This is a genomic window from Changpingibacter yushuensis (genome assembly GCF_014041995.1).
Taxonomy (GTDB): domain Bacteria; phylum Actinomycetota; class Actinomycetes; order Actinomycetales; family Actinomycetaceae; genus Changpingibacter; species Changpingibacter yushuensis.
This window is the reverse complement of sequence record NZ_CP059492.1, coordinates 1,736,663-1,755,042: the sequence shown is the minus strand read 5'-3', so window position 1 is coordinate 1,755,042 and position 18,380 is coordinate 1,736,663. Positions and strand designations below refer to the sequence as shown.

The 18,380-nt window shown below is 57.6% G+C and carries 17 protein-coding genes and 1 tRNA gene; 14 read left to right on the top strand and 4 right to left on the bottom strand.

The features are described 5' to 3' along the window. Nucleotides 1-19: 19 nt before the first annotated feature. From tatA to H2O17_RS07620, 11 genes are all read left to right on the top strand, one after another. Entirely contained in the window at nucleotides 20-295 is a 276-nt protein-coding gene (tatA, locus tag H2O17_RS07670; RefSeq protein ID WP_182049154.1) for a twin-arginine translocase TatA/TatE family subunit, read from the top strand. Beyond that, nucleotides 292-1,155: a twin-arginine translocase subunit TatC gene (gene tatC / locus H2O17_RS07665; protein ID WP_182049153.1), complete on the top strand. Its 864-nt coding sequence runs from the start codon at nucleotides 292-294 to the stop codon at nucleotides 1,153-1,155. The genes tatA and tatC overlap by 4 nt, the downstream gene beginning before the upstream one ends. 168 nt (nucleotides 1,156-1,323) lie before the next feature. After that, on the top strand, nucleotides 1,324-3,102 hold the full coding sequence (gene murJ / locus H2O17_RS07660) for a murein biosynthesis integral membrane protein MurJ (RefSeq protein ID WP_182049152.1): 1,779 nt from the start codon (nucleotides 1,324-1,326) through the stop codon (nucleotides 3,100-3,102). 5 nt (nucleotides 3,103-3,107) lie between these two features. Beyond that, a complete protein-coding gene (locus H2O17_RS07655; protein WP_182049151.1) occupies nucleotides 3,108-4,367 on the top strand; it encodes a carboxylate--amine ligase in 1,260 nt (419 codons plus the stop codon). A gap of 111 nt (nucleotides 4,368-4,478) precedes the next feature. Beyond that, complete coding sequence (locus H2O17_RS07650; RefSeq protein WP_182049150.1) at nucleotides 4,479-5,747, top strand: peptidoglycan bridge formation glycyltransferase FemA/FemB family protein; 1,269 nt, start codon at nucleotides 4,479-4,481, stop codon at nucleotides 5,745-5,747. 42 nt (nucleotides 5,748-5,789) lie between these two features. Then, nucleotides 5,790-6,137 carry a hypothetical protein gene (locus H2O17_RS07645; RefSeq protein ID WP_182049149.1) on the top strand — a complete coding sequence of 116 codons (348 nt, stop codon included), beginning with the start codon at nucleotides 5,790-5,792 and terminating at the stop codon, nucleotides 6,135-6,137. Next, on the top strand, nucleotides 6,137-6,679 hold the full coding sequence (locus H2O17_RS07640) for a hypothetical protein (RefSeq protein ID WP_182049148.1): 543 nt from the start codon (nucleotides 6,137-6,139) through the stop codon (nucleotides 6,677-6,679). The genes H2O17_RS07645 and H2O17_RS07640 overlap by 1 nt, the downstream gene beginning before the upstream one ends. Before the next feature lie 132 nt (nucleotides 6,680-6,811). After that, a tRNA-Asn gene (locus H2O17_RS07635) sits at nucleotides 6,812-6,883 on the top strand. A gap of 129 nt (nucleotides 6,884-7,012) precedes the next feature. Continuing rightward, nucleotides 7,013-7,498, top strand: a complete 486-nt coding sequence (def, locus tag H2O17_RS07630) for a peptide deformylase (protein ID WP_182049147.1) — start codon at nucleotides 7,013-7,015, stop codon at nucleotides 7,496-7,498. Then, on the top strand, nucleotides 7,498-8,418 hold the full coding sequence (locus H2O17_RS07625) for a TIGR01777 family oxidoreductase (RefSeq protein ID WP_182049146.1): 921 nt from the start codon (nucleotides 7,498-7,500) through the stop codon (nucleotides 8,416-8,418). Before def ends, H2O17_RS07625 begins: the two co-directional genes overlap by 1 nt. Nucleotides 8,419-8,715: 297 nt before the next feature. Further along, on the top strand, nucleotides 8,716-9,219 hold the full coding sequence (locus H2O17_RS07620; protein ID WP_182049145.1) for a DUF3145 domain-containing protein: 504 nt from the start codon (nucleotides 8,716-8,718) through the stop codon (nucleotides 9,217-9,219). 92 nt (nucleotides 9,220-9,311) lie between these two features. On the opposite strand, the gene H2O17_RS07615 is transcribed toward H2O17_RS07620, so the two are convergent. Next, complete coding sequence (locus H2O17_RS07615) at nucleotides 9,312-9,632, bottom strand: hypothetical protein (RefSeq protein ID WP_182049144.1); 321 nt, start codon at nucleotides 9,630-9,632, stop codon at nucleotides 9,312-9,314. A gap of 34 nt (nucleotides 9,633-9,666) precedes the next feature. Here H2O17_RS07615 and H2O17_RS07610 point away from each other — a divergent pair, with 34 nt between their 5' ends. From H2O17_RS07610 to H2O17_RS07600, 3 genes are read left to right on the top strand one after another with little or no spacing between them, the layout of a single operon-like run. Further along, nucleotides 9,667-10,287, top strand: a complete 621-nt coding sequence (locus tag H2O17_RS07610) for a hypothetical protein (protein ID WP_182049143.1) — start codon at nucleotides 9,667-9,669, stop codon at nucleotides 10,285-10,287. Beyond that, complete coding sequence (locus tag H2O17_RS07605; protein ID WP_182049142.1) at nucleotides 10,287-10,904, top strand: L-threonylcarbamoyladenylate synthase; 618 nt, start codon at nucleotides 10,287-10,289, stop codon at nucleotides 10,902-10,904. Before H2O17_RS07610 ends, H2O17_RS07605 begins: the two co-directional genes overlap by 1 nt. Continuing rightward, the gene (locus H2O17_RS07600) at nucleotides 10,901-11,560 is read left to right on the top strand and encodes an HAD family hydrolase (RefSeq protein WP_182049141.1); all 660 of its coding nucleotides are present in this window, start codon (nucleotides 10,901-10,903) and stop codon (nucleotides 11,558-11,560) included. The genes H2O17_RS07605 and H2O17_RS07600 overlap by 4 nt, the downstream gene beginning before the upstream one ends. A 75-nt stretch (nucleotides 11,561-11,635) precedes the next feature. Here H2O17_RS07600 and H2O17_RS07595 read toward each other — a convergent pair whose 3' ends face one another. From H2O17_RS07595 to aceE, 3 genes are all read right to left on the bottom strand, one after another. Then, nucleotides 11,636-13,459 (bottom strand): ABC transporter ATP-binding protein, encoded by a 1,824-nt coding sequence (locus tag H2O17_RS07595; RefSeq protein WP_182049140.1) that lies wholly within the window; start codon nucleotides 13,457-13,459, stop codon nucleotides 11,636-11,638. Continuing rightward, on the bottom strand, nucleotides 13,459-15,231 hold the full coding sequence (locus H2O17_RS07590) for an ABC transporter ATP-binding protein (protein ID WP_182049139.1): 1,773 nt from the start codon (nucleotides 15,229-15,231) through the stop codon (nucleotides 13,459-13,461). The genes H2O17_RS07595 and H2O17_RS07590 overlap by 1 nt, the downstream gene beginning before the upstream one ends. A gap of 171 nt (nucleotides 15,232-15,402) precedes the next feature. Further along, the gene (gene aceE, locus H2O17_RS07585; RefSeq protein WP_182049138.1) at nucleotides 15,403-18,147 is read right to left on the bottom strand and encodes a pyruvate dehydrogenase (acetyl-transferring), homodimeric type; all 2,745 of its coding nucleotides are present in this window, start codon (nucleotides 18,145-18,147) and stop codon (nucleotides 15,403-15,405) included. Between the last annotated feature and the right edge of the window lie 233 nt (nucleotides 18,148-18,380).

Here is an 18,380-nt window from a genome sequence, read left to right as displayed (position 1 = left end):
CCAACAAAGGAGATTCGTCATGTTCGCGAACATGCGGCCAATAGAAGTTGCTGTCATCATTGCTGTCATCGTGCTGCTCTTTGGTGCGAAGAAGTTGCCTGAGCTCGCCAGAGCATTGGGAGAGTCACTGCACATCCTGAGGAAAGAGGTAAGTGAGGCTCCGAGCCCATCCGCACAGGCGTCCGTAACTAGTGGTTCGAATACAACAACTGCGCCAACACCACCAGCCGTGCTGGATTCTGCGACCTCTGAAGCGAGTTCAGCCAACCCCGCTCCGATGGAGCACATGGGATGAAAAGAACGGGTGGGTGGCACCCGATCATCGGAAGAGGGACCGCCTCCCACGTTCGAGGCGGTCCCGAATCTGACGGCCCTCAAGCGGGCACGATTGGTTATCATCTCAAGGAGTTGGGCAGACGCCTGCTGTGGATTTCAGCGGGGCTGACCATCGGGAGTGTGATCGGGTGGTGTGTGTACCCGCACGCCTTTGAGTTCATTCAGCAACCGCTGTTAGACGCCGGTGGTGCCGATGGCCGAATGACGCTGCTGAACTTTCCACGGCTCGGCAGCGCTCTTTCCACGCAGATCAAGCTTTCGATATTCCTCGGATTCCTGATATCACTTCCGTGGACTGCTCTCCAAGTGGGTGTGTATGTGTGGCCAGGTCTGGCCAAGCGGGAGCAGCGGGTCATCGCGGTGCTCTTGATATCCGCCACGCCGCTCTTCCTCACGGGAATCGCCTTTGGCTGGCTGTGCATGCCGTCGACTATCGCGGTGATGGCGGATTTCGCACCCGCCTCTACAGCCACAATGGTCAGCGCCGAAGACTATCTGACTTTCGTCATGCGAATGCTTGTCTCTTTCGGTGTCGCATTTCTTCTTCCCATCGTCATGGTGGGCTTGACGATGATGGGGGTCATGGCAGCTTCGGCGTGGCTTCATGGTTGGCGCGTTGCGATGATAGTTGCTGTTGTCTTCGCGGCGGTCGCTTCTCCAAGCGGAGATATCGCCACTCTCGCGGTGCTCACCTCACCAATTGTGTTCCTCTACTTCTCAGCAATCGGCATTTGCGCAGGATGGGAGTGGTGGCAGGTGAAGAAGCTGACGCGGGGCGATAAACACAGTCCGAAGAAGCTCATCACCGATGTTCACTGAGCCCCGTTGAGCTGGGATCACTGAGCGGAGCCGCGAGTCCATGGTTCTACCGATCGCGTTGGCCGCCAAGTTCTGGTTTCTGGGTATCAAAGAAACCATGTGCGGGTCACACTGTGAGAATGAGCGTGCCACGCCGGTCTGCCAAGGTCTACGGGCTACCATCGCAGTATGCCTTTTCGTCCGCAACGCCCGCTCGGCCGCCATTTCACAGATGGAACCGGCCGAGGGTGGTCTCGCCACACTGAGAACGCAAAGCGGAGCTCTGGGACCAGCCGACCGGCTACGGCTCACAACAGCGTGGCGAAGTCGTCAGCGATCATGTTCCTTGGCACACTCACGTCCCGCGTCCTTGGTCTCATCCGCTCTCCAATCCTCTTGGGCGCAATCGTTGGTATGACCTCACCAGCGGCCAACTCGTTCGACGTCGCCAATAAACTCCCGAACCTCATCTACATGGTGGTAGTAGGTGGTTTGGTCAACGCGGTGCTGGTACCCGCGATTGTTCGGGCGACGAAAGCTTCTGACGACGGCGGCGCCGCCTTCATCAACAAGCTTCTCACGATGGCAATCGTGTTCCTCGGTGCAGTCACTGTTGTGCTGACTCTTGCGGCACCAATAGTCGTGAAGGTATTCGCAGCCACGATGTCCCATGAGTGGTACTCATTGACGGTTGCTTTTGCCTACTGGTGTTTGCCGCAGATCTTCTTCTATGGCTTGTACACGGTTCTGGGCCAGATTCTCAACGCACGCGAGAGCTTCGGGCCATACATGTGGGCGCCGGTTCTCAACAACATCGTGGCGGTCGTTGGCATGATGGCCATGTTGGCGATCTACGGTGGTTTCGATTCAGCCACTGCGAGTGATTCAGGTATCTGGACTGGTGACCGCATCGCGATGCTAGGCGGGGTGTCAACGTTGGGGATCGTAGCTCAGGCACTGATCCTCATCTGGCCGATGCGCAGGCTTGGTATTCGTTTCACACTCGATTTCCAGTGGCGCGGTGCAGGGCTCGGATCTGCAGGCAGGGCATCTTGGTGGATCTTGCTGACGATGGTTGTGGGAATGATTCCTACGGTCGCGCTCTCCAATGCAGCTGCGAGTGCCACCAACAGAGCAGAGACGCTCGGCATTCCTTTTGAGCAGGTGGCGGGCAACTTTGCATACACCACCGCATATACCATCTACTCCATCCCAACTTCGCTCATAGTGGTCTCCGTTGCCACCGCGATGTTTACTCGCTTGGCGCGTCACGCTGCGGAGGCTGACATGGTCTCCATGCGCAAAGACATGTCCAAGACACTTCGGATGGTCTCCACACTCATGGCCCTCTGCACAGTCTGGATGATCGTGCTCGCGGTTCCAGTTTCCCGAGTGCTCGCGGCATCTATCTCGGCGGCCGAAGTAGTCACCCTCTCTAGGGTTGTCATTGCTATGTGCCTTGGCCTGGTAGGCGTGGCTGCCGTCAACGTTCTCAACCGCGGGTACTACGCCACAGAAGACACCCGGCGGGCCTTCCTCATCAACCTCCCGTTCCAAGTCATTGGCCTGGTGGGATATGCGCTGTGCGCATTCCTGCCGCCGGTGTGGATAGTGGTGGGTATCGGCCTAGTCATGTCGATCACTAACACTGGCGCAGCGTTTGCGCTTGGGCGCGGTCTTTCCCAGAGAATGGGTGGGATTGATGGTGCGAAGCTGTTTTCGAGTCACGCCAAGTTACTGGGAATCAGCTTCGTGACGTTTGTGGTGGGTGAGTTGCTCATGCAGGTCATCACGCGTGTATGGGCCGTGGATGCAAGCGTGCTCCTAGCGGCGGCATCCATCGTTATAGTGGCGCCGATCCTTGGCCTCGTCTACGTGGGTCTCATGAAGCTCCTGAGAATGGAAGAGCTGGAATCTCTGGAAGGCCCCGCGCGGGCACTCTTGCGCAAGTTTGGTATCAAGAAGTGAGTCATATGGAATCGCACTACCCGCCCGACCCTCGTCCCATCCTGCCTGTCATTTTTGGCTTTGACATTGCCGACTATGCTTTCGCTCGGATCTTCCATGAGTCACTTGGAGTGCGCTCTCTTGTGATTTCTGAGATTGCGCGTGGCCCAATCAACGACTCGAAGATATTCGATGTTCAGTTCGTGGCTAAGTCCACGCTGGGGAATGAGGATCGTTTCATTTCTCTACTGCGCCAGATCTCCGCTGAGCACCCCGATGAGCGCCTCATCTTGTGCGTGAATACGGATGAGGGCGTGGACTTCGCAATGAAACACGCGTCAGAACTCGAGCCCCACTGGTTCCTCCCATACGCCTCTGCGCAAGCCGTTCAACGCGCAAACTCCAAATCATCTATGGCGGATCTGTTTGCCTCGCTCGGGCTTAATGCTCCGGCACGAACGATTGTGGATCTGACGTCGAGGGAAAGCTGGGATGCGGCGCTCGCGGCCATTCGGTTCCCCGCCGTCGTCAAACCAGAGAATGGTGCAGACCTCGATGTGTTGTGGAAGAAGGGCCTCAAAAAGGTCATGCCTACCCAGAGCCCAGATGAGGCCAGGCAGTACTTCGAGTCTCTGGCAGATAATGACGTCACCGTTCCACTCATTGCACAGGAACTGATCATGGGAGATGACACCACCCAGTGGGTGATCAACGGTTACGTGGATTCGCGTGGAGTGGTAACTGCCGCCGGGTCTGGCAGGGTGCTTCTGGGGCTTCACCAACCCAACCTCATTGGCAATGCGGCGATGATCCTGTTGGAGCACAACGATGGGCTCATTGAGGCCGCCAAGCGCGTGGTACGTGCCGCAGGCATGCATGGTTTCTTCTCCATCGACGTCAAGTTCGATTCCCGCAACGCTCAGCCATATTGGCTCGATCTCAATCCTCGTATTGGCCGAGGCCACTATTACCTCAAGATCGGCGGCATAGATCTGGTAGCCGCGATGATGGCAGATATGCGCGGCGAAGAGATCACCTACCAAACCAACTCGCTTGATGGTATCTACACAGTCATACCCTCGAACCTAGCCAATTCGACCTACATCCAAGATCCGCATCTGTTGCAGAAGGTAAAGGCGGTCAAGCGCCGTCGTCGCCCTATTAACCCGCTCCAATATGCGCAAGATCGCCATATCAGAAGGACGATCTATCGGTGTGTGAACAATCTCAACCAGTTCCGCCAGATGCGCCAGTACAACCCTAGGCCCACCCAGACTGGTTTCTAGGGCTCTTCTGGCCTTTGGACGAAGAACGAAGCTGACTGGTCAGCTCTCTCCTCATGGCCCGTCCGGCAGGTGCGGTTCACATTGCTCCTCCATCTGTGGACAATAGAGGTCATGGAATTCTCCGTGCTTTCTCCAGACAATTACCAGAAATTCGTCAACTCTCAAGAGCGCTGTTTCTACACGCAACTGGTTGAATACGGAGAAGTCCGTCAATCTGATGGACTTGAAGTGGAACGGGTGGGGTTGGTTGAGTCCGGCCAGATCCTCGCCGCCGCCACCATCGTCTACCAACCGTGGAAGAGGATCTTTCGCCGCGCCACGATTCCTTACGGTCCCGTCCTCAACTGGGACGACGACGTCCTCGTGGGCGAGTTCTTCCGGCAGTTGCGTGCCTTCATCGCGGCCAAGCGCTCAGTGTTGGCTATCCGAGTTAACCCATTCGTGGTGCGCCGGGAGTACGAGGACATCACGCCTGGTGAGACGGTTTCTGCGGCGGCAATCATGGATCGCGTGGCTCAGGAGCTAGGCGGCACGTTGCTCCACAGGGAGTTCTACGAGGACTCCAGTGTGCAGATTCGGTTTGCCTACACCAAGGACATCGGCGGCATGACGTATAAGGAAGCTGCAGCGTCCTGTGGGCAGGTCGTTCGGACTGCATTCAACCGTAAGGGGACGAACGGCGTTGAGGTTCGCTTCCTCGGTCCGGATCGAATTGACGTTCTAGCGCGGGTGCTTGAGCACACCGCCAGCCGCACTGAAATGTCCGAGATCAGCAAGAAGACCATTGAGTATTACCGTGAGCTCATGGAGCGCATGGGACCGGATGGTGCTTTCCTTCCAGTTGCCATCCTCAATTGCCCCACAGCACTCGCAGACCTAGATGCCGAACGCCACGAGGTTGAAGCGAAGGTGGCTGCGCTTGAAGAGGCTCATGAGAAGGCGGAGGCGGAAGGGCGCGCCGTGGGAAAGAAGCAACACAACGCGCTGAAGGAACACCGTGCACGCTTGGAGGTCATCGCGCGCCGCGAGGCAGAGGTGCGTGAGGTGCAAGCCGACCATGGTGATGAGGTTGAGCTCGCCGCGAGCTTCTTCGTCCATTCGCCACACGAACTGGTCTACCTCGTGTCCGGCGCCTATTCCGAGTTCCAAAGCTTCCAAGGCATTTATCTCATTCACCGGGCGATGTTCGAATGGGCAACAGAGCACGACGTGCGCTGGTACAACATGTTCGGCATTTCCGGCGACTTCTCTGAGCATGCCTCTGATGCGGGAGTACTCCATTTCAAGCGCCAGTTTCGCGGCAACGTGGAGGAGTACGCGGGAACATACGACATCCCCGTTCATAAGCACCTTGCAGCTTGGACGGGAATGATCGGATGAGCGGCCCGGCAACCGTTAGGCTCTACTTCAGGAGGAACACGAATGCCACTAGATGAAACAGACGAAGCGGGCTTGTCACACCACGCTTCAGAGCCCGATTCGATCTCTGACGGGAATGGGGTACTGGATCCGAGCCCGCAGGTCAGGGCGGTTCTGAGTGACGAGGAGCTAGCGGAACTGAAAAGGATTCAACGCAAGCGCTTCATCGTGGCTGCTATCGCAGGCGTAGTGCTCATGATCGTCGCCTTCTTCGCTGGTCGGAACTTGGCGGATCGCGGTTCGGACTCGATTGGGACGCCTGAACGGGCGGTATCTGTAGTTGTCTTAGTTCAGCCGCATGCAACGCAAGATTCCAACGCGCCCACACCCACGGAGGGCGAAGAATGCTGATGTTCCACAAGAAGCCCGCAGCCGTCGCGAAACTCGGCGGCCACCCATTGGGCTACATCCGCATTGAGAACATGGCTGGCCTCTCCGCCACACACAGTACCGACGACGTGGATACCAACGCTTCCACTTCTCCCGTCTGGTTTGTGCCGTTCGCGGATCGCCTCGTCGTCGTTGGCGATCACACGGAAGAACTCGAATGGTCGGACTTCGAGGGCGCAACCTGGGACGAAGGTGCACGCCTCATTCGCATGGTTTTTGTGGAGCCTGAGAGGAAGCCTTTCTTGGTCCGCATCGCTGAGGATGAGGACCAGAAGATTGTCTGGGTAGTGCGGGAGCGAGTCCAACGTTCAATTGTCTATCAGGAGCACGCGGTACTTCCTTCGGGTGCGAAGGCGCGCGGTATGGTCCGAAGGGACCGAAGCGAGAACCTCTTCACACAGGTCCTTGTAGATGGGAGAAGTGAGGCCGCTGATGAACCGCGTCTGGCGGAACTCGAGCGTTCTTTGCGAGACGTGACGGGCATGGAGCCTGAGGAGGGCTGAGACGGGGAGTGGTAGGGCGCGATGGCAAGGGTACACGCCGCTCACGGGCCCATCTCAAGGGGTGTGACCTTGCAAACGCCTTTCTGATTTGCCAGCCTGAGCGAGTCCCAACTAAGCTATAACTCGTTGCGATCCCGCGTAGCTCAATGGCAGAGCATCCGACTGTTAATCGGACGGTTACTGGTTCGAGTCCAGTCGCGGGAGCAAGAGATGGCCGGTCGCCGCAAGTGACCGGCCATCAGCATGTGGTCTGCGTCCAGTTGGAGCAGGCACCACACGTGGCGCATACCCCACGCAGCCTCTTTTCCCTAACCCATGTGAGAGAATCTGACCATGTCATTTCGCGAGATCCGAATTGTTGGCGACCCAGTACTACGCACGCCGTGCTCACCCATAAAGGAAATCACACCTGGTGTGCGTGCGCTTGTTGAAGACCTCCTTGAGAATGTCGACGACGACGGACGTGCAGGACTCGCAGCAAATCAAATCGGCGTCTCATTGCGGGCGTTCTCATGGAACATCGAAGGCAAAGTGGACTACATCCTCAACCCTGTCATCGTTGCTCTGGATGAGGAGCACTATCAGGATGGTGACGAAGGGTGCCTTTCTGTCCCTGAACTCTGGTTCCCATGCAAGCGGTCTTGGTACGCTCGCGCTGAGGGCATTGATTTGGACGGAAAAAAGAAGATCGTCGAAGGCGATGGGCTCATGGGGCGGTGCATTCAGCACGAATGTGACCACCTTGATGGTCATCTCTACATCGACCGTCTGGAAAAGTCCGTTCGCAAGAAAGCGATGAGGGCAATCAGGGAGCTGTGATGAGCGATCTCAAACGCACGCTGTTGTTGGCTGGTGGTTCAGGTTTTGTGGGAGGCCGCATCAAATGGGAGGCGGCGCGGCAAGGATGGGCTGTCAGGCAACTGGTTCGCGATTCGTCGTCACCGTGGCACTGGGATCCTGATTCCGGGTCCATCGCGGACGGCGTCCTCGATGGAGTGGACGCCGTAATCTGCCTTAACGGCGTGAGTTTGGGTAGGCGATGGACAGCTGCTTACAAGGAGAAGCTGTGGCGCTCTCGCGTGGACTCGGTCTCCACGTTGGCTCACGCTGTGGCTAAGGCCCACGCGGACGGAAGAATGGGCTCAATGGGGAGCTCTCCCGAGGGTCCTGTGTTCCTTTCGGGATCTGCAATCGGATTCTACGGCTCGCGCGGTGATGAGCTTCTGGACGAGGATTCGACGCCGGGAACTGGTTTCTTGGCCGAACTGTGCGAAGCGTGGGAGAAGGCTGCTCAACCTGCTGCAGATGCTGGTTTGCGCACTGTTCAGCTCCGCACAGGCCTTGTCATGGGCACCGATGGAATGCTCCTCAAAATGGTGTTGCCCCTCTATCGCTTCAACCTGGCTGGACCGTTGGCTGGGGGAAGAAACTGGATGAGCTGCATTTCGGGGGAGGACATCGCACGGGCCATTCTGTTCGCAGCAGAGCACCTGTCAGGTCCGGTGAATCTGACAGCTCCATATCCGGTGAAGAACAAGGAATGGAACAAGGAACTTGCGCGTGCTCTTGGGCGTACGGCGTTTCTGCCAGTGCCAGGATGGGCCATCAAAGCTGTGCTGGGCGAGTTTGGCACCGAGGCAGTTCTAGCTTCTCAACGCGTGCAACCCGGCAAGCTTCTGGATGCAGGCTTCACTTTTCGCAACCCTACGATTCAGAAGATCTTCGCCGCCGAAATGTAGCGCAGCGGTGAGGTAGGGTGCAGAGGCGGCGGCCAGTTGCAGCATTGGGGGAGCCTGCCGTGGCGGGACACATTCAGCGCCACCCAGCGGCCAACCTGATCTCAGAATCAGCATTCTGTAACTGTTGGCTCGTAATCTGTGGCACAGTAGACGTGTTCGAGTTTTCGAGTCAGCGCTCATCATCTGTGTATCTGAGGAATGAGCAAGATTCCGATTCGGGCACCTGCCTAAAAACGCGTTTCGGCACTGTCAGGGGGTAGCAAGGGGAAAGCCACCCGCTCTCAGGAGGAACGCAAGATGAACAAATACTCCACACGTGGTGTCATATTCATCCACTCGGTGCCACCAGCCGTTCAACCACACGTTGAATGGGCAGTATCCAGCGTGCTTGGATACGAGGTGCACATGGAGTGGACGCACCAGCCTGCTCTGCCCGGGATGAACCGGGCAGAGACTTCGTGGACCGGTGAGATTGGCACGGGAGCCGTGCTTGCCTCCGCACTGGGCGGATGGGAGCACTTGCGATTTGAAACTACCGAGGATCCCACCCCTGTGAGTGAAGGCGGCCGGTGGTCCTGTACACCCGGACTTGGGATCTTCTACGCCCAGACTGATCTGGCTGGCAATGTTGTGATTCCGGAGAACCGGTTGCGTTCGGCGCTGGAGGAATCTGCAGGCGACTCGGATGAGCTGCAGCGTCTCCTTGACTTGGCTCTTGGGCAAGCGTGGGACGACGAACTAGAGGCATTCCGGTATGCCGGTGCCGGGGCACCGATCCGCTGGCTACATCGCGTGGGTTGAGATGCGCAACGCAGGCCAACAGGCTATTTAGGCACTCGGCCGGGGAGTTGCGGGGACTTTTCGCATCGGGCAGGTGCTTCCAGACGCGATGACTACGGCTGAGGCGTCAGGGAATCACGACCTGATTCGGAAACCTCAAGGCCCGGATCCACAACTTCAGCAATAAGCTCCGCAAGGGTCGAAGCTTCACAGACGATGTGATCTTTGATCTTCCTGTCCGAAGCGGCTTCCAGTGCTACGGCGATAACCCAGCGCGTGACGTCGTCGACCTGATCAAGGCGAAAGCCCGGCCCAATTTCGATTCGACTCGCGCGGTCAGAGGGGGTGGAATCAGCCCCTTCTTCGGGTGAGATTCCGTAGCCGTCGCGGGCCAGAGCCTCACGCGCGGCGGTTAGTGCAGTTGAGTAGTCCATAACATCTTCCCTCGTAATTGGATAGGCTCAGGGCATGGCGTTTCTGGACCTACTTCGTCAACTACTCAAGCATACGGAGGAATCCGCGCAAGCTACGGCTCAGCGCGCGGAGGGGTTGCGTGCCCAGCTGCAGGCTGATCCCAATGATGTCGAGGCGTTCGAAGAGCTCGCGCAGCTTGTTCGCGACATGGACCGCCAGTCAGAACCTGTCGATCCACTAACGGCGGATACATCCTCTCGAATTCCGATCACGGCGGACCTTGCACTGTGGGCGTTGGCGGAAGAGATCGGAGCATCACCACATGCGTGGTATCCGCTTGTCGAACTCGCGCGGCTTTCAGTGGACTCAGATCGCGAGGGTGCTTTGAGGCGTGTATCCGTTGCTGCGGATCGCGATCCGACAGGGAAGGCACTGGCAGCAGGTATTCGGGTGTTGCGCGATGCCGATCTTCCTCATGATGCGCTGAACTTGGGGCTTGGGCGCTGGCGCCCGGGAACGCAGGTGTTCGAAGCCGGGGAACAGGTGGTACGGGCTGCAATCGAATCGGGACATGTAGCTGAAGCGAGTGCCTATCTGAGCGAGCTGACGCTTGAGGGCCACGAAGGCGAGGTTGCCTCGCTTGAAGAAGCAATACGATCCGCGAAGGAGAACTGATGGCACATTACGTTGAGATTCACCCAATCGATCCCCAGCCGAGGCTCATCGAGAAGGCCATTGATCATGTGCGGGCCGGTGAGGTCATCGCCTTTCCCACAGACTCCGGGTATGCGATTGGTTGTTCCCTTGGCAACAAGGAAGGCCTAGAACGAATTCAGGCAATCCGACACGTGGGGGATAAGCACCATTTCACCATGTTGTGTCACAACTTCGCGCAGCTTGGGAAGTTCGTGATCGTGGACAACTCTGACTTCCGGCTGGTCAAGTCACTCACGCCTGGCCCGTATACGTTCATTCTCAAGGCCACGAAGGAAGTCCCGAGGATGACCTTGAATCCGAAGAAGAACACGGTTGGAGTCAGACTGCCAGACCACAAGATCGTTCAAGCACTCCTTGCCGAGCTGGGAGAGCCCATTCTCAGCTCGTCCCTTATTCTGCCGGGTGAATCCGATCCGATGACGGAGGGATGGGAGGTCAATGATCGGCTGGGCAGCGTGCTCGATGTTGTGATCGACGGCCCATGTGGTGAAGAAGGCCCCACCAGCGTCATCAACCTTGTGAAGCGTAAGATTTCACGGGTAGGTGCAGGCGACGTTTCAGGAATCACACTTTGAGAGCAGTACTCTTCGACTTTGACGGAACTTTGGCGGATTCGGCGCCAATCATCACGCAGTGCCTGTCTGAGGTTCTCAGAGAACACGCAGGTATCAACCTAGAACCTGCTGCCTTGCTGAAGTATGTGGGCCCTCCTCTGCCGGATACCTTTGCGGAATTGGGCCTAGACATCCCCAGAATGACCAAGCTGTATCGGCAGCGCTACCTCGAAGAGATGCTGAGCACTCCACTGTTTCCCGGCATCGAAGTAATGCTTCGCAATCTGAAGGCTCGCGGTGTTCCCGTGGCTGTCGCTTCGTCCAAACCTCTCAATGCAATCAACATACTGATCAATCACCTCGGTATAGCCGACCTCTTCGATGCTGTCTGTGGTGCAAGCCCTGATGAGACCAATGGTTCAAAGGCGACTCGCGTGGCTGAGGCACTCACGTCTCTGCGGCACCAAGGCGTAGATACTACTGATGCGCTGATGGTGGGGGATCGTATCTTTGACATCGAAGGCGCCGCCGCCAATGGGCTGCGGTGTGTACTCGTTGAGTGGGGTGAGGGACCGGCTGATGAGCAAGCATTGGCTTGGCGCACTGTTGGAACCGTGGCCGCACTCGAACGCCTTATTCTGACCGAGACGTTAGAGAGGGCCGACGTCCCGGCCTGATCGCCCGTTCTGGCGTCCCGGCCTGATCGCCGGTTCCGACGTCCCGAGCTTGGCGTGTGGCGTATGGGCGCGGGTCTATTCCTCGGTCTTTGTCCCAGCAAACTGGGATTGGTAGAGCCTGGCATAGGCGCCACCAGCCGCGATGAGCCCATCGTGCTTGCCCGTCTCAACCACGTCTCCATGTTCCATGACGATGATGAGGTCCGCGTCACGAATCGTGGAAAGCCGATGGGCGATGATGAAAGACGTACGCCCGCTGCGCAGTTTGTTCATGGCACGCTGCACGAGCATCTCTGTGCGCGTGTCCACTGATGAGGTCGCCTCATCCAAGATCAAGATATCCGGATCCGCAAGGTATGCTCGCGCGATTGTGAGCAGTTGCTTTTCTCCTGCCGAGATGTTGCCACCTTCATCGTCCACAGGTGTGGCGTACCCACGAGGTAGTTGCCGGATCATCCGGTCGATCCCAGTGATACGTGCCGCTTCGACGACGTCGGCATGTGTGGCGTCTTCTTGGCCAAAAGCGATGTTCTCTTCGATTGTTCCTTCAAACAGCCAGGTGTCTTGGAGAACCATTCCCATGCGTGCACGCAATGAGTCCTTTGAGATGCTGGCGGTGGAGACGCCGTCGAGCAGAATCTGTCCGCTGTCGATTTCGTAGAATCGCATGAGCAAGTTGACGAGGGTTGTTTTCCCGGCACCGGTTGGCCCCACAATCGCGATTGACTGGCCGCGGTGCACGTGAAGTGAGAGATCATTGATCACCGGTTTGCCGGGGTCGTAGCTGAACCTGACGTTGCGGAACTCGATGTTTCCCTTGCGTTCATCTGCGGCAACCACATCTTCGTAGACGGCAGTGGCATCCTCATCCATTTCCGGGGTGTCAAGGAAGTCAAACACGCGTTCGCCCGATGCCGCGCCCGACTGAATGAGGTTGGCCATTGAGGCCACGGTCTGGATGGGGTTACCTAGTTGCCGCGAATACTGAATGAATGCCTGAATACCGCCAATAGTCAGACTTCCGTGGATCACCTGAAGCGCACCTGCAACGGAGACCACCACGAAGGATAAGTTGGTCACGAAGGTCATGACGGGCTGAGACATCTGGGAGAGGACTTGGCCACGGAAGCCCGCATTGAAGAGCTTGGTGTTGGCCTCTTCAAAGACGTCTTCGAACTGGTCCTGAAGGTTGTATGCGGAGACGACGTCGAGGCCAGTGAACGATTCTTCGACAATGGCAGACACCTCGCCCGTCATCTTCCACTGCGCACGGAACTGCGGCCGGGATCGGCGCAAGATCGCCAGTGTAGCCACCACACCTAGCGGCAGCACTGTCGCTGATAAGAGGGCGAGACTCCACGAGATCCAGAGCATCATGGCGAGGATTCCAATGAGCTGATAGATCGCGTTGATGAGCTGGCTGAAGGTTTGCATGAGAGTCTGTGTGACGTTGTCGATGTCATTTGTGACTCGGGAAAGGAGGTCGCCGCGCTGCTGTTTGTCTAGATACGACAAAGGTAGACGGTTGATCTTGTGGTGGGCATCCGCGCGAAGCTTGTACCCCAAGTTCTGAACAACAATGCGTATGATCGCACCGGCGCTGAACTGAAGAATCCCGGCTATCGCGTAACAGCCGACCACGATGAGCAGAAGGCGGCCCAGCCTTTCGAAGTCGACAGCCTGATGGGCGCTAACAGCATCGACCACTATATTGGTTGCATCGCCCAGCAGCTTCGGTGCAGCAACGGTGCCAGCTGTGCCAACAAGGGACATGATCAGGATTGCTGCGATCTGCAGGCGGGCTGGCGCAATGAGTACGAGGAGCCGCCGGATCGACCCAGACAGGTCACGGGACTTGGAGTAGGGTTCGGCTCCACCGCCTCCGGAATGTGGTGGCATTATGCGGCCTCCTCTGCAGATAGTTGGGAGGAAACGATCTCTTGATATGTGCTGCACGAAGCCATGAGCTGTTCATGCGTGCCTATCCCGGCGGTCTGGCCAGCCTCAAGAACGAGGATGGCATCGGATTGCCGAATCGTGGCAACGCGTTGCGCCACAATCAGGATCGCCACATCACCCACTGCTTCACGTAGCCCGAGGCGCAGAGCGGCGTCGGTGGCAAAGTCCAGGGCGGAGAAGGAATCGTCGAAGATCAGCAGGTCAGCGGTGCGATGCCCAGATGCATCTGGAAGGCAGCGGTACAGAGCGCGAGCGATTGTCAGGCGCTGGCGTTGGCCGCCGGAGAGGTTTTTACCCCCGGACTCAACCTGAGTGTCCATCCCGTTGTCAAGGCTGTTGACGAAGTCCCACGCCTGGGCGGCACGCAGGGCGCGTTCCACGCGCGAGCGGTCGATCTGGTCAGTGACACGGAGGCGTCCTGCAACATTGGAGGCCACTGTTCCTGAAAACAGGAAAGCTTGTTGCGGAATGATAGCGATGCGAGCACGCAGTTCAGTGAGATCGAGTTCGCGTACGTCAATACCGCCTGCCAGAACTCTTCCAGCGCTTGCTTCGATAAGGCGCGGAAAGAGCCGCAGCAAGGAGGATTTGCCAGATCCTGTGGACCCAATGATCGCAGTGGTTGTGCCGGGGTCAAGCCGCATGCTGATCCCCTCAAGGACGGGAACCTCGGCTCCAGGATAGGTGAGGCTGACCGATGCGAGCTCGAACGTGAGCGCACCAGCGGGAAGAGTCCGTGGATTGGGCGGAGTGGAGATCGATGGCTTCGTATCTAGAATCTGATTGATACGGGTTGCCGATACGTCCCCACGGGGGAACAGCATCGCCATCATTCCTGTCATCATGACGGCCGTCAGGATCATCATGAGATATGAGATGAACGCTGCGAGGGATCCGACCATCATGGCACCTTCGGCTATGCGATGGCCTCCCACCCATACAACCGCGGCGCTGGATGCCCCCACTACAACGTTGGTGGCGGGCATGAGAAACGCCCAGAGCATGCCGATCTGAAGCCAAATGGAACGCAGATCGGAGTTCGCGCCCGCGAAACGATCTTGCTCCCTCCCTTGACGCCTGAATGCACGGATAACCCGGGCCCCAGTGAGTTGTTCGCGAAGTAGGGTCGAGATTCGATCGATTCGTTTCTGCTGTACGGAATAGCGTGGTGTAAGGGCGCGCATCACTAGCAGGATAATGAGACCCAGAACTGGGACCACTATGAGAAGCAAAAGAGAAAGTGGTGGATCCTGCCGAATAGCCATGACGATGCCACCCACTCCCATAATGGGTGACGTGACGATCACAGTGAAGGTTAGCAGCACTACCATCTGCACCTGTGTGACATCGTTTGTAGTACGAGTGACCAGTGTTGGAGCGCCAAACTCGTGTTGATCAGTTGCGGAGAAACCCTGAACGTGCCGAAATACCTGCTTTCGCAGATGGCGTCCGAGCTGCATGGCTGTGCGTGAGCCGAAGTAAATCGCACCCATTGCACACATGATCTGCACCAGAGTTGCTACCAGCATCTCGATGCCGGTGCGGTAGATGTAGGGGAGATCTTGGTTGGCAATACCGACGTCGATGATCCTCGCGTTGAGCGACGGCAACCACAAGTTGAGCAGGATCTGCACCAGCTGAAATCCAAGAATCGCAGCAAGCGCGCCCTTCCGGTGCCGCAAGAAGTCCCAAGCCAAATGGACAATTGTCACGCATACCTCCTCACATCAGATCCAACCTTGCCAGAAGGCACCGTCAAATTACACCGAGATCACTTCCAGCGGACGGCCAGAAAGCTAGCTGAACGGTCAGGACGTCGTCGTCGGGAAAAAAGGAGCGGCAGCACCCTTAAGGCACTGCCGCTCCTTGACTAATCAGCCAAATCAGATCTCTTCGGCCACAGATGCTGCGGCGTTTACGTTGAAGAGGTCGTACTTGTCGATCGCCTGCTTGACCACGGAACGGTCAACCTTGCCCTGATCTGCTAGAGCCTGAAGAGCCCGAACAACCATGGAGGCGGCATCGATCTTGAACTCCCTGCGAGCGGCCGGGCGGGTATCTGAGAACCCGAAGCCGTCGGCACCCAAGGTGTAATAATCACCCGGGATCCACTGACGGATCGAATCCTGAACCTGATGCTCAAAATCGGAAGTGGCGATGAATGGACCTTCAGCTCCCTGAAGCTTGGCGGTCAGGTAAGGCACCTGAGCGTCTTCTTCTGGATGGAGGAAGTTGTGCTTGTCCACGGCAAGGGCGTCACGGCGAAGTTCGTACCACGAGGTGACGGACCAAACACCGGCCTGAACGCCCCAGTCCTCAGCAAGCATGCGACGGGCTTCGTGAGCCCACGGTAGGCCAACACCAGAAGCGAGGAGCTGGACGCGCTGGCCGTCTCCCTGCGGGGCATCCAGCTGGTAGATGCCCTTGATGATGCCGTCGACGTCAACGTTCTCGGGTTCCGCTGGCTGATGGATTGGCTCGTTATACACCGTGATGTAGTACATGACGTTCTGATCGCGGCCATCAGAACCGTCTCCGTACATGCGTGTGAGGCCATCCTTGATGATGTAGGAAACCTCGTAGGCGTACGCCGGATCATAGATCACCGTTGACGGGTTGGTGGATGCGATAACGGGGGAGTGGCCGTCCAAGTGCTGGAGGCCTTCTCCTGTCAATGTGGTGCGGCCGGCCGTTGCGCCAATTACGAATCCGCGAGCCATCTGGTCAGCTGCCTGCCAGAACTGATCGCCTGTGCGCTGGAATCCGAACATCGAGTAGAAGATGTAGAACGGAACCATCGGGAATTCGTGTGTGGCATACGAGGTAGCCACTGCCGTGAAGGCGGCGGTGGAACCGGCTTCGGAAATGCCCGTGTGCATGAGCTGACCTGAAGTCGATTCCTTGTAGGAGAGCAGCATGTCGTGATCAACTGCGGTGTAGTGCTGGCCAAGAGTGTTGAAGATCTTGGCAGTTGGGAACATCGCGTCCAGACCGAACGTGCGCGCTTCGTCAGGGATGATCGGGACTATGCGGTAACCGAAGTCCTTGTCCTTGACCATGTCCTTGATCAAGCGGACGAGCGCCATAGTGGTGGCGACCTTCTGCTTGCCGGAACCCGACTTCAACATATCGAAGTGCTTGTCCGCAGGCATAGCCACCCCGCCCGCATGAACGCGGCGCTCGGGCAAGAAGCCGCCCAGCTGCTGGCGCTTTTCGATTGCGTACTGCAACGCGGGCTCGCTTGCATCTGGCTTGAAGTAAGGAGCGCTATACGGATCCTCCAGCTGTGAATCTGGAATATCAAGCTGGAGCGTATCGCGCAGGAGCTTGAGATCTGCCGAGTTCAGCTTCTTCATCTGGTGAGTGGAGTTCTTGCCCGCGAAGTTGCGGCCCAAGAGGTAGCCCTTGACGGTATGAGCCAAAATGACTGTTGGCTGGCCCTTATGCTCAAGTGCTGCCTTGTAAGCGGCGTAGACCTTGCGGTAATCGTGGCCACCGCGCTTGAGGGACCAAATCTGCTCGTCGGTCCAGTTGGCAACCATTGCCTTGGTGCGGGGATCACGGCCGAAGAACTCATCGCGAACGAACGCGCCGTCGTTGGCCTTGTAGCCCTGGTAATCGCCGTCGAGCGTGGTATTCATCAGGTTGATGAGCGCACGGTCCTTGTCAGCTTCGAGAAGCGGATCCCATTCACGGCCCCAGATGACCTTAATGACGTTCCAGCCGGCACCCTTGAAGAAGGCTTCCAGCTCCTGAATGATCTTGCCATTGCCGCGCACCGGGCCGTCGAGGCGCTGGAGGTTGCAGTTCACCACGAAGGTCAAATTGTCGAGGTTCTGCGATGCAGCCTGCTGGAGTAGGCCACGCGATTCGGCCTCGTCCATTTCGCCGTCGCCCATAAAGGCCCAAACGTGCTGGTCGGACGTGTCCTTTAGACCGCGATCGTTGAGGTAACGGTTGTACCATGCCTGATAGATGGCGCCCGAAGGTCCAAGGCCGAGCGAAACGGTGGGGAACTCCCAGAAGTCTGGCATCTGATGGGGGTGCGGATAGGAAGGAAGGCCACGGCCGCCAGACTGGCGTGACGCCTGCTGGCGGAAGGAATCCATGTCGGCTTCGCTCAGGCGGCCCTCAAGGTAGGCACGAGCATAGTTGCCGGGTGCTGAATGCCCCTGGAAGTACACTTGATCGCCGCCGCTGGGGTGGTCCTTGCCGCGGAAGAAGTGGTTCAGGCCAACTTCGTACAGGGTTGCTTGTGCGGCAAACGAGGAAATGTGGCCTCCGACCCCGATCCCGGGGCGCTGCGCACGAGTGACCATAACGGCTGCATTCCAACGGACCCACCGGCGGAACGTGCGTTCGAGGGCTTCGTCGCCCGGGTAGTACGGTTCATCCTCAACGGGAATCGTGTTGATGTAAGGGGTCACAAGGTTTGTAGGAACGTAGATGCGCTTGCGGCGCGCCTGGCGTTCCATACTCATCAGAATGTAGCGGGCGCGCGGGCCACCGCTTGTCTCGATGAGATCGTCAAGTGAGTCAACCCATTCTTGGGTCTCCTCGGGGTCGATGTCGGGCACTAGGCCAAGCTGACCGTTGATGAGCGGTGACAGTTCCGATTGTGAGCTCACTGAATCTTCCTCGTTTCGAAGCCGGTGTCATGCGTCGGGGCCGTGTCTGATGGACGAAAGTCCCGGATGCGGTTCAGTCTATCTCCATGGTCACGGCGTTTGGAGCCGGTTGTTGCGGCCTATGGTGTGAATTACGCGTCGTTGCTGTGTTCTAAATTACGCCAAAACTAGGTGCGGTGACGTCTAGGACTTAAGTTCGTGTTTCATGGCGTGCCGCACTTCGCTGTGGCCGG